The 12,040-nt window shown below is 45.9% G+C and carries 11 protein-coding genes; 7 read left to right on the top strand and 4 right to left on the bottom strand.

Annotation, left to right across the window (positions count from 1 at the left end; all coding sequences use genetic code 11):
- Together AC3WS5_RS14680 and AC3WS5_RS14675 are read left to right on the top strand one after the other, a co-directional pair.
- A partial coding sequence (locus AC3WS5_RS14680) for a glycoside hydrolase family protein (protein ID WP_492468153.1) occupies positions 1 to 1,137 on the top strand: 1,137 nt, incomplete at its 5' end.
- Entirely contained in the window at positions 1,134 to 1,658 is a 525-nt protein-coding gene (locus AC3WS5_RS14675) for a hypothetical protein (RefSeq protein WP_492468152.1), read from the top strand. The genes AC3WS5_RS14680 and AC3WS5_RS14675, both read left to right, overlap by 4 nt.
- Before the next feature lie 387 nt (positions 1,659 to 2,045).
- On the opposite strand, the gene AC3WS5_RS14670 is transcribed toward AC3WS5_RS14675, so the two are convergent.
- The 3 genes from AC3WS5_RS14670 to AC3WS5_RS14660 form a co-directional block, all read right to left on the bottom strand.
- Positions 2,046 to 2,198, bottom strand: a complete 153-nt coding sequence (locus AC3WS5_RS14670; protein WP_492468151.1) for a hypothetical protein — start codon at positions 2,196 to 2,198, stop codon at positions 2,046 to 2,048.
- Positions 2,199 to 2,461: 263 nt separating this feature from the next.
- Entirely contained in the window at positions 2,462 to 4,393 is a 1,932-nt protein-coding gene (gene nagB, locus AC3WS5_RS14665; RefSeq protein WP_492468150.1) for a glucosamine-6-phosphate deaminase, read from the bottom strand.
- A gap of 29 nt (positions 4,394 to 4,422) precedes the next feature.
- Positions 4,423 to 6,051: a beta-N-acetylhexosaminidase gene (locus tag AC3WS5_RS14660; protein WP_492468149.1), complete on the bottom strand. Its 1,629-nt coding sequence runs from the start codon at positions 6,049 to 6,051 to the stop codon at positions 4,423 to 4,425.
- Between the two features lie 141 nt (positions 6,052 to 6,192).
- On the opposite strand from AC3WS5_RS14660, the gene AC3WS5_RS14655 reads away from it, so the two are divergent.
- Positions 6,193 to 6,660 (top strand): nuclear transport factor 2 family protein, encoded by a 468-nt coding sequence (locus AC3WS5_RS14655; protein WP_492468148.1) that lies wholly within the window; start codon positions 6,193 to 6,195, stop codon positions 6,658 to 6,660.
- Between the two features lie 23 nt (positions 6,661 to 6,683).
- Here the strand turns inward: AC3WS5_RS14655 and AC3WS5_RS14650 are convergent, their stop codons facing one another.
- The gene (locus AC3WS5_RS14650) at positions 6,684 to 7,223 is read right to left on the bottom strand and encodes an NADPH-dependent FMN reductase (RefSeq protein ID WP_492468147.1); all 540 of its coding nucleotides are present in this window, start codon (positions 7,221 to 7,223) and stop codon (positions 6,684 to 6,686) included.
- A 148-nt stretch (positions 7,224 to 7,371) separates the two neighbouring features.
- Between AC3WS5_RS14650 and AC3WS5_RS14645 the strand changes: the two genes are divergently transcribed.
- From AC3WS5_RS14645 to AC3WS5_RS14630, 4 genes are all read left to right on the top strand, one after another.
- The gene (locus AC3WS5_RS14645; protein ID WP_492468146.1) at positions 7,372 to 8,397 is read left to right on the top strand and encodes an isoaspartyl peptidase/L-asparaginase family protein; all 1,026 of its coding nucleotides are present in this window, start codon (positions 7,372 to 7,374) and stop codon (positions 8,395 to 8,397) included.
- Positions 8,398 to 8,542: 145 nt separating this feature from the next.
- On the top strand, positions 8,543 to 9,277 hold the full coding sequence (locus AC3WS5_RS14640) for a copper homeostasis protein CutC (protein WP_492468145.1): 735 nt from the start codon (positions 8,543 to 8,545) through the stop codon (positions 9,275 to 9,277).
- Positions 9,278 to 9,370: 93 nt separating this feature from the next.
- On the top strand, positions 9,371 to 11,281 hold the full coding sequence (locus AC3WS5_RS14635) for a beta-N-acetylhexosaminidase (RefSeq protein WP_492468144.1): 1,911 nt from the start codon (positions 9,371 to 9,373) through the stop codon (positions 11,279 to 11,281).
- A gap of 121 nt (positions 11,282 to 11,402) precedes the next feature.
- A complete protein-coding gene (locus tag AC3WS5_RS14630; RefSeq protein WP_492468143.1) occupies positions 11,403 to 11,945 on the top strand; it encodes a DUF8685 domain-containing protein in 543 nt (180 codons plus the stop codon).
- Positions 11,946 to 12,040: the final 95 nt, after the last annotated feature.

Raw genomic sequence — 12,040 nt, 5'->3', positions numbered from 1 at the left:
CCCCAGAAAGTCACCGTATACCTCGGCAATTTGATCTTTGAAAATAATGCTTTGCAGTTCGTAAATACTGAAGAAGGTAGGGCAAGGCTGGAATCCGGGGCATGGAAATACGATTACTTTCTGAAAGATCATTTGGGTAATGTTCGCATGATGCTGGATGAGAATGGTAACGTGCTGGAAGAAACGCATTACTATCCGTTCGGATTGATACAAAAGGGAATATCTACAAGCAATCCAATCCCATCTTTACGGAATAAGGATAAAACATTCCAGGGGCAAAAATTTGATGATGACCTGGGACTGAGCTATTACAGCTTTAAGTACCGCAATCATGATCCGCAGATTGGAAGGTTTATTGAGATAGACCCTCTTAGTGATAAGTATGAGTTTAATTCTACCTATTCATTTAGCGAAAACAAGGTAACGACTCACGTAGAATTAGAAGGATTAGAAAAAATACATTTTCAATATGTTTTTGATTTAAAACAAATAACTGTATCAAGTACTAATCTTGAAAGAAACGGACCTTTGGGATCCGGATATTTATTATCGTCCAATCATGGAGGTAAAGCAGCATACTACTATGGAAGGGAAATAGCTCCTTCTCTTACTGCTTTTAAAAAGGCATATGAGGGTGTTAAATTAGATAAGAATGGTGACCATGTTGGCTATCTAGACCATCTAGGTAATCCTACAATTGGATATGGACACCTGATTAAAAAAGGCGAAAAATATAAGGTTGGCAGTACAATTACTGATAGAGAAGCTCAATCATTATTTGAAACAGAAAGTGAGAGTATTATTAAACAATCAGATGCGTATTTAAAAGATTATGATTTATCAGAGAATGAAAGGGGTGCACTTTATGATGCTGCATTTAATATGGGGCCAGGGAAGTTGAAGCAGTATACTGAAGATGGTTCTAAATTTAGCCGTGGGAATATTTTCTTTCAATTTATGGGAGGGGGTGAAGGGATTAAAAAAAGGAGGTATGCAGAGAATATCCTCTATACAAATGGAAAATATATTCATTTTGACGTTCTAAACGGAAAGGATTTGCAGAGAGTTTTAGACTTTTTAACTCCACTTCAGAAAGAGAGAGAAGATCGTGAAAAGAAAGAAAAAGAGAAAAAATGAAATATTCTTATATTATAATAATTTTTTTGTTGTCTGTCAATATAACTTGTAATGGACAAAAAAAAATTGCTTTACAATTAACTGCCATTAAAACTACTTTGTTGGAAACTGGAGTTTTAAGTCCTCAATATGATATTAAATCAATAGAAAGAAAATATAAAAATGCGAGATTTTTATTGCGCCCTTCAAAAAATCAGTTATTGATCTGTAGTGAGGAAAAAAATGATACCATATTTTTATCTTCAAAAAGAAGAATAAAAAATATTGTTGATAACGAAATCTTAAGAAAGTATCCAACTGACAATATTGAGGATTGTTTTAAAGAAAAAGGAGGAGGCTGTGAAATTAGTAAGACCTTGCAATCTCTAATAAGTAAAAAAGATACCTATTTTTATTATTCAGTTGGTCGACCAAATGATTTTGAATATACAAACAATCGATATATTCTCTTTTATTTGAATAATAATAATTATGCTTTATTATCAGACAACGAGTTTGCTCTTTTGCTCTTTAAAAAATAATGCACAATCTAACTTTCAATCACGATCAGTGCCTCAAGGGCTGTGGCAAAACAATGCACATTTAAGCATTACGCCAGCAAAATCAATTTGGAAGCTCTGGTAAACTTAGTTAATATGGAATTGAAAATAAAAAGTTTTACGTCGCCAGATGTTTATGAAATTAACACTTTTGCACCAAAGTAAGTTCATTGTACTGCTGTTACTGATTGCGAGTGCAGGATGTGGTAATAATGACGCGGGGAAGCCAAACCGAATGGCCGAGTTGAAAAAGATAAAAAACGATACGGTAAATTATTGCGGGATAAAGCACAATTCTTCCATCGTTAGTAAATGTGACACCACTATAACTTACGATTTAGATGATATGAGTTCTGAAGGAGCAGAGGTTCAAGGCTTTTCATAGCCCAGGTGGTCATCCAGTTCGCCCTCAAGCATCTTTTCAATCGCTCGCTTCTGGATACTGGCCAGAAAATCATTGAGTTGATCACCGGTCTTGAACTGCTTCAAAAAGTCGTCGGACAAAAAATCTTCTGCTTTCATTTGTTCATATTGTGTTTAAAGTTAAAAAATCAAATCAGTAAGACTCGTTTTTTAACTTACACACTTAACGGGATACTCCCCATTGTAAGCTTCCCCTAAAACCGCGCCCGTGTCAATTGACGTTTTTCAGAATTTCAATGTTTTATGAAACAATGTCCATAGGCGGATTCAGGTCGCACTTCGCCCCGACGCGTGTACCTAATGGTACGTTCGGACAAGACACATATATCTAACGTCTAATATCTAGTATCTATTGTCTTTCCCTAAAAATCCCATTTCACAAACGCTTCCATACCCGCGTAATGGGTGAGGCCCAGATCGGCGAATATTTTGGCTGTGTTAGCATTGCGTTCCTCAGCCCTTTGCCAGAACTCCCTGGTATCCGTACCCTGAAATGGAACGGCATCCTTCTGCGACTGGTGAATGAAAATACCAAAACGTTTTTTGAGCACCTGTGCCGGACTCATGGGAATTGCCATTTCAATGTCTTCAATATTCCACTCCTGCCAGGCGCCTTTGTAAAGCCACAACCAGCAATCCTTGATCCATTCATCACCTTCAGCCTTGATCCTTTGCAGCGCGAAGAACACGGCATTAAAGCAAACCAGGTGCGTGCCATGCGGATCTGCAAAATCACCAGCGCAGAACACCTGGTGGGGTTTTACCTCGCGCAGCAACTCCATGGTCAGCTTGATATCTTTTTCACCAAGTGGATTCTTTTCTATTTTCCCGGTCTCGTAAAAAGGAAGATTCTGAAAATGTATATTCTCTTCCTTAATGCCGATGTACCGGCAGGTGGCCCTGGCCTCGCCGCGGCGGATCAGACCTTTAATCGCCCGGATCGTGGTGCTGTCAACCTGGTTGGGCTGTTTATTGGCAATGAATTTATTGGCCTGTGCCAGAATTTTCTCCGGTTTATCAGAATCGATCTTTGCAATGTCCATAAAACCTACCGCGAAGTCCAGGAACCTGGTCACAAATTCATCCGTCACCGCGATGTTGCCCGATGTCTGATAACCAACATGCACATCATGTCCCTGGTCGTGAAGCCTTTGGAACGTCCCGCCCATGCTGATGATATCGTCATCGGGATGGGGTGAGAAGACGAGCACTCTTTTGGGATAGGGTTCCGACCGCTCCGGAAGCTGCGGCATATTCACGTTGGGCTTACCTCCCGGCCAGCCGGTAATAATATCACGCAGCATATAATACACCTGCAGGTTGATATCGGAGGCATCGCCTTTTTCAACCAGCAGTTCACTTAACCCGTTTTCGTAATAGTCTTCATTGGTCAGGCTGAGTATCGTCTTCTTTAGTTTCAGCGCCAACTGGATCACCGCTTTCTTCAGGAGCTTTGGCGTCCAGTCCACTTCGCCGGTCAGCCAGGGCGATTTGATCCGGGTGAGTTCAGTAGCAGCCGTTTCATCTACATAAAATTTTACGTTGTCATGATTCTGCAAAAATGAAGCAGGCACTGCATCGGAATCATCATCTTCAACGGCTTTCTTCACCGCTGCTGCTTTGGATCCGCCCCAGGCCATAAGCAGGATCTGTTTTGATTTCAGGATCGTGCTGATCCCCATGGTAATGGCCATGCGGGGCACCTGCGAAACATTAGAGAACTCATAGGAGTTGGCATACCTCGTGGAAGGTGTAAGGCTGATGAGCCGGGTCTTTGTATAAATACCAGACCCCGGTTCATTGAACCCGATATGACCGTTGTTGCCGATGCCAAGCACCTGCAGATCTATACCACCAGCCTTTTCAATTTCTTTCTCATAATCAGCCGCGAACGCTTTGATCTGATCTTTCTCGATCTCGCCATTGGGAATGTGAACATTCTTTGGATCGATGTCGACGTGCGAGAACAGGTTGTTGTACATGAAACTATAATAACTCTGGGGCGCCGTCTTAGGAAGGGGATAGTACTCATCCAGGTTGAAGGTGATCACATTCTTAAAACTGAGCTTCTCCTCGCGGTGCATTCTTGCCAACTCGGCATAGACCATCTTCGGGCTTGACCCGGTAGCCAGGCCCAGCACACATTTTTGTTTGTTCTTTTGCTTTTGCCTAATCAGGTTAGCGATAACTTTTGCAATAGCCATTGAACCGGCCTTCATGTCGGGATAAATATCCACATCGATTTTTTCCAGGCTGGTTAATGAGTTACTGCTTTCCGTTTGTTTCTTTAACATGGATAAAGTTTATATATTATAAATAATAATTAATGTTGCTTGCCATAATAGTTAGCGCCCCAAAGATCATATCTTTTTTTCTGAGTTTGGAGTCGCTTTTGGAAATCATCCCATGTGCGATCGGCTTTCGGCGTCCATAGAGCTTCACTGAGCGCCGCCATCCTGGGGAAGATCATGTATTCAACCTTCGATGGATTCTTTATATACTCAGTCCACAGATTTGCCTGTCCACCCAGGATATACCCTCTTTCATCCGGCTTCAGATCTCCCGGGGTAACGTCCCAGCCATACACTTTCTCGATGGGCACGAAGCTCTTGTTATTAGTGATCGTTATGGAATCATCCATTTTAGCCTGTTGGTAGTCGAAGTAAACATAATTGTTAGGCGTCATGATCACCTGGTGTTTCTGGCGGGCTGCAGTTATGCCACCCTGTTCACCCCGCCAGCTCATCACGATCGCGTTGGGTGCCAGTCCGCCTTCCAGGATCTCATCCCAACCGATAATGGTCTTGCCCTTTTTATTCAGGTATTTTTCGATCCGCTGCACAAAATAACTCTGCAGTTCATGCTCGTTTTTTAATCCGAGTTTCTTTATTCTCGCCTGGCAGCTAGGACACTGTTTCCAATATTCCTTGGGACATTCATCGCCACCGATATGGATATATTTGGAAGGGAAGAGCGGGATGACCTCATCCAGCACGTTTTCCAGGAATTTAAAAGTGGATTCTTTTCCAGCGCAATACACATCATCAAATACGCCCCAGGCTTGCTGAACCTGTTTCCCGTTTTTTGAACCGCTCCAGGTTACACCCTTGGGTATTTCGGTCGATTTTTTGGGAAAGCAGCTCAGGTAGGGATAAGCAGCGATTGCTGCGGATGAATGACCCGGAAGTTCAATCTCAGGCACCACCGTTACAAATCTTTTAGCAGCATAATCCACGATCTCCTTCACTTCTTTTTGCGTATAGAATCCACCGGTGCGGATCCCATCGTTGCCGGTGCCGGGGAAGTTACCAATGATGGTACCGTTCCGCCATGCGCCTACTGTCGTGAGTTTCGGATATTTTTTGATCTGGATCCGCCAGCCCTGGTCATCGGTGAGATGCCAGTGAAAATAGTTCATTTTATGTAAGGCGATGTAGTCGATATATTTTTTAATAAAATCAAGTGGCATAAAATGCCTGCAAACGTCCAGGTGCATACCGCGGTAGTTGTAGGCAGGTTCATCTGCAATGCTGACAGCCGGAATAGATAAAGCCGTGGATTTCTCAACGGGCAATAACTGGATCAGGGACTGGATACCGTAAAACGTACCGGCATCGGTGTATCCTTTGATCCGGATCACATTGCTCAGCACATCCAGCGTGTATCCGTCCCGGTCGCGCTCATTTGATTCCGTATTAATCAGGATGCCTACATTGCCCTGGTGCCTTACAGGTAATTTAAATCCGTAATAGGTGGATAGGTACTGGTTGAGAAAATCGGCAGACAACTGGTCTTTCTCACCCTTTACGATGATGGGGGTCTGGCTATTTAGCTCAAAACTGCCCATCTTTGGTGTCACTGAAGCCGGCCTGGGAACTATCTGAATATCCTGGGCGGTCAGTTGGAGCGAAAAAATAATACTTAAAGCAATTAAAAGGCCTGGTTTCGACATAATTGGTTTGTTTTACCCCGCCAAGATACAATAAATTCGGCTTGAGATTTTGGATCAGCCAGTGCAAACGATTGTTTTTTGTGCGATTTTTTAAAATACGGGAATTTTTGATTTCTTTTGGACGTTACTAACAGACCCGACATGGTAAATAGTGAATTAACGGCCCGCTTCTTTGAGGCGTTCAAAAACCTCGACTATCGTGCAATGAATGACTGCTGCGCACCAGGTATTATTTATAATGATCCCATCGCGGGAATACTGGAGGGTGACGTGGTGCTACATTACCGGGAATTGATCTGCACCGGATCGCGGGATATGCAACTTAATTTCGGTCCGGTAAAGGAACTGGACCATGAATATATCTCCTGCCCCTGGTCGGCAACCTACTACTTTGAACCCTTTCAGCGCGTGGTCCGATACGAGGCTATGGCATACATGAAAATTAGCGATGGTCTGATTACAGAACATAGTGACGGCTACCGGTTAAGTACCTGGCTGGCTAAAAACTACGGGATAACAGGATATGTTTTTGGGTGGTCGGGATTTATGAAGAGAAAAATCAAATATCACTACCGGCGCCTACTCCGGGAGTTTATAGAAATGCACTGAAAACGAAAGCCGTTACTGGTCTGCTAAGAGAGCTTTTCCGCCAGCCATACAAATTCAGACACGAAATTGTGGATGTTCCTGTAGAAATTATCATCCAGTAATTTACCAGAAGCATCAAACTTCTTATCTACATGCGGAACTATCAGCAGTTGTGGTGAGGGGATTGCAAAAATGGCCGTTGCCAGTAAGATCATCTGCTGAGCAGCCCGCATGCCTCCCAGGGAGCCGTTGGATGCGGTTACGATGCCGATCGGTTTATGCAATTGTTTTGGGAAATGATCCACCAGGTTTTTCAGAGCTGGCGAATAGCTGCCGTTATATTCGGGGGTCACCCAGATAAATGCATCCGCAGAAAATATTCGATGGGTCAGTTCCCTGAATTCAGGTGGCGCCGTATCCACCGATTTGATGACCGATTGCAGAACGGGCAGATTGATCGTGGAACAGTCAATCAGACCAATCTGGTGTTTGGTTTGTTCCCGCAGCCAGTTTTGAAGGGCATAGGCCACCCTGATGGTAATGCTGTTTTCTCTTCCGCTCCCGGAGATAATTTCTATGTTCATAATTGCCTTTTCCCTTAACACCTGACAGGGGATTTGGTTTATAAATATATACAAATCAGGCGAACCGCGAAATCTCACCCGCTTTTTTAATGAAGGTGCCACTCAGGATTTTGGTGATATATACTACTTTCGTTTTAAAATCAATACTATGATCAGCCGAAAAGGATTTCTGGGATTAACAGGGCTGGGCGCTTTAGGCGCATTGATCTCCAAGACGGGCAGCGCCGGGAACCCGCTGCTGACGGCCCCTCGCGGCCCCTTGGTTGTATCCACCTGGGATGCGGGCCTGGCGGCAAACAAAGGCGCCTGGGCGGTATTGTCGGCAAAGGGCAGCGCCCTCGATGCGGTTGAGAAAGGGGTTATGGTGACCGAAGCCTCGATCAACTGCTGCGTGGGACTTGGCGCTAACCCCGACCGGGACGGGTTTGTAACGCTGGATGCTTCCATCATGGACCACCGGTTCCAATGTGGGAGTGTGGCATTCCTGGAAAGGATCAAACACCCGATATCTGTCGCCAGAAGGGTGATGGAAAAGACACCGCATGTAATGCTGGTGGGAAGCGGCGCTCAGCAATTTGCCGTGGCGGAAGGGTTTCCCCTGGAACCGCAAAAATTATCGGCTGATGCGGAGAAGGCTTATAAAGAATGGCTGAAGAATTCCCGGTATGAACCGGCTATCAACCGGGAAACCCGCGGCCATGGCCCCTTTGCGCCGGATCAGCTTCCCGGAGGCGAATGGAATCACGATACGATCGGTATGCTGGCGATGGATGCACAGGGAAACCTTAGCGGCAGTTGCACAACCAGCGGCATGGGCTTTAAGATGCGTGGTAGGGTGGGAGACTCGCCTATCATTGGTGCGGGATTATATGTAGATAATGAGGTGGGCGCCTGTACCTCGACCGGCCAGGGTGAGGATGTGATCCGGGTGGCCGGTTCGCACAGCGTAGTCGAGGCGATGCGGCAGGGGTACGGACCTGAAGCGGCCTGCCGGAGGATCATTGAAAGGATCGTACGGATCAAAGGGGCGGATGCAAAAAAAATCCAGGTGGCATTTTTGGCGGTAAGCCGGAATGGGACCGTGGGTTCTTTTGCCATTCACCCGGGCTTCAGCTATGCGTTGAAGACTGCAACAGCGGAGAAACTGATACCTGCAAAAAGTTGGTTTAAGTAGATAGAAAGAGATAGGAATATCGTGATGCGATGTAATGATTAGGTCGATGGGCTGCAGGTGTAAATTTGCTGATCAATTTTTTTGATGAATCGGTACACATGAAGGAGATTTTTGGATTAATAAAAATATAATATATCCAGTGAATATGGAGCAACAGAAACGCATTGAAATTGCAACGACGGATTTCGAATCCACCCGGCAGGCGGTGGAGGGGGGCGCCGACCGGATTGAGCTTTGTGCTAACCTGGGCGAAGGGGGAACCACCCAGTCTTATGGCGTGATCAAAAAATGCAGGGAACATTTTCAAGTAAAAATCTACCCGATCATCCGGGTGCGCGGCGGCGATTTTTTATACACGGACGATGAGTTTGAATGCATGCTGGAAAATGTTAATATCTGCCGACAACTGGGCTGTGATGGCGTAGTGGTGGGGTTTCTGGATCGGCATGGAAATATAGATCTTGAAAAGACCCGCAGGGTGGTTGAGGCTGCCCAACCGATGGGCGTTACCTTTCACCGCGCTTTTGATCGATGTCGCGATCCCTTTGAAGCCCTTGAACAGCTTGTTGACGTCGGGTGCGAACGGATCCTGACCAGCGGCCAGCAGAAAACGGCGCCCGGGGCGGTGGACCTGATCAGTAAGTTGAACAGCCAGGCAGACGGCAGGATCGTGATCATGCCCGGCAGCGGCGTGCGTGCGTCCAATATCCGCCAACTGGCCGACGCTACGGGATGCCATGAGTTCCACAGCTCCCTGAGGTCGCTGGTCGCAAGCAGGATGGAATTTTTTCCACCGGCATTTGCTGGCGATAAGGAGAATGATCATTACTCCGTGGAGGCATCTGCTGTGAAAGAACTAAGGCGGGCGGTCGGCATCTGAACAGAGAATCTGTATTTCATCAGCCGGGTTTTATGGCTGTTAGCCTGATCCTTCCTATATTTACCCATCTAAAATAAACCCTAATTTGCGAATATGAAACCGGTAATCCTTGTCATGCTGATGCTTGCAGCTAGTATTGCAACCACCGCACAATCAACCCCAGGCCAAATTTCTATTATCCCCGAACCCGTCTCTATTCAGAAGAAAAGCGGGAGTTTTGTCCTGCCAAAAAAACTGACGATCAGCGCCCCCGCGGATCGCTCGTTAAACACGACGATTGAATTATTAAAATCCAGACTGTCAGTTGCCACCGGCTATCCGGTGCAGGTCTCAAAAGGTTTATCCGGTGCAGCTTCCATCAAATTAATGCTGAATACCGTTGCGGATAAACGTCTGGGTAACGAAGGTTATACGCTTTCCGTCAACGGTCAGGGTGTGACCATCCGGTCCAATAAACCCGCTGGCTTGTTTTACGGAGTGCAAAGCTTTCTGCAGTTGCTGCCACCAGAAATTGAAGGTAACCAGGTGGTGAAAAATATTAGCTGGCAGGTTCCTGCGGTGGACATACTTGATTATCCCAGGCTGGGTTGGAGGGGGTTGATGCTCGATGTGTCGAGGCATTTCTTTACCCTGGCTGAAGTGAAACAGTATATCGACGCCATGGTAAAATACAAATACAACATGCTGCACATGCACCTGACCGATGATGAGGGATGGCGCGTGGAGATCAAGAGTCTGCCTAAACTGACAGAAGTGGGCGCCTGGCGGGTAAACAAGGTAGGGGATTTTGGAACTTTCACACCACCGCTGCCATCGGAGCCAAAGACCTATGGAGGTTTTTATACCCAGGATCAGATCAGGGAACTGGTGGCTTATGCGGCTGCGCGGTTTGTGAATATTCTACCCGAAATTGACGTACCCGGGCATAGCATGGCGGCCATCGCTTCCTACCCCGACCTTTCCTGTACGGAAGGGGCAGATAAATACACCGTACGCGCTGGTGAGCCTTTCATGGACTGGTCGCATGGCGCACCACCCATTGCACTGGTTGATAACACGCTTTGTCCGGCCAATGAAAAAGTTTATACGTTCATGGATAAGGTCATGACCGAAATAGCGCAGCTTTTTCCTTTTGAATATATTCATGTTGGCGGCGACGAAGCGCCTCATAATTTCTGGGAAAAAAGCAGCCAGGTAAAGGCGCTGATGGAACGGGAGGGACTGAAAACCATCCCGCAGGTGCAGGCTTATTTTGAAAAGAGGCTGGAGAAAATTGTCAACGCCAAGGGAAAAAAGATGATGGGCTGGGACGAGATTATGGAAGGCGGTATCTCACCTACCGCAGCGGTGATGAGCTGGCGCGGGATGAAGTCTGGTATCGAAGCTTCCAAGAGCGGTCATTTTGTGGTGATGAGCCCAACAGAGTTCACCTATATCGATTATATGCAGGGCGACCGGTCAACCGAACCACCCGTCTATGCTTCTTTACGATTGAATAAGACCTACAGCTTTGAACCGGTACCTTCTGGGGCCAATGCGGCTTATATTTTAGGCGGACAGGCAAATCTTTGGACCGAGCAGGTTTATACCTTCCGGCAGGCTGAATATATGACCTGGCCCAGGGGCTTCGCCATCGCCGAAAGCGTTTGGTCGCCCGCGAAGAACAAGAACTGGAATCATTTCGTGACAAAAACCGAAACTCATTTCAAAAGGCTGGATCAGTCTCAGATCAAGTACTCACCAGCCATCTACGATCCGATCATTGGGGTGAAAAAAGCGAGTGCCGACAAGTATGAGATTTCCTTATCGACAGAAATCGATGGATTGGATCTGTATTACAGTTTTGATAATTCAGAGCCCGACAGGTTTTACCCCAAATATAAGGAGCCGCTGGTTATACCGACGGATGCCCGGTTGTTCAAGGTGATCTCCTACCGGGGTAAGCATCCTATGGGGCGGATGATGACGATCCGGGTCGAAGACCTGAAGAAGAGAGTAAAATAGTAACGAAATAGTGATGTTTTTGATATGTTACTAGTTTGATTTTTAGATCAAACCAGGATAGGTAAAGTTTTTCTCCGGGTTAGCTGGATATATTTACTAATATAATATTTCGAAGATTAAAATGGAGCAGGAAAAGCTAGGTATCGGAACAAGGTTACAGCACACCCAGCATGGGCCGGGTGTGATCGTGGGCGTGAAGTATGCGACGTATATTATTTCTTTTATTCATTCGGGATTGAAGGAGATCGACAAGAATGATCCTGCGCTGGATGAAATCATTGCCGAAAACGTAACGGTTGAAATTGAGACAACTTCCGAAGTAGAGAAGTCACTGCTAAAGATCCTGAGGTTATGGGGCGGCATCACTGAAACGGTCCCGTTGAGTGACCGGTGGAAAGGGGGCATGATGTTGCTGCAACCGGCTGATAAAAGTCTGAAGCCGAAGGAAATCCCCATCGACGATTTTTTTCATAAGGTGGTCATGCTGCGCGATCGCCTCCGGGTGCTGGAGCAGAATATCAACAGCCATAAAAACCTAACTGATGAAGACAAGGTCAATATACAGCAATATATTACGAGGTGTTATGGCACACTAACCACCTTCAATGTCCTCTTCCGCGACAAAGAACACTGGTTCGTAGGTGAGAAAACCCGGGGCGTTTGAGGTAGCGTTGATTCTGCCTGGAATTTCGAAAACAATTAAGACAAAGAGCACGTTAATTAACGCGCTTGCTTCTGTTAGAATAACCTGGCTGTTGC

It is taken from the genome of Niabella sp. CPT15-335-S11, assembly GCF_058792415.1.
Note: the sequence above shows the minus strand (reverse complement) of the source record. Positions and strands in the feature narration are given on the sequence as shown.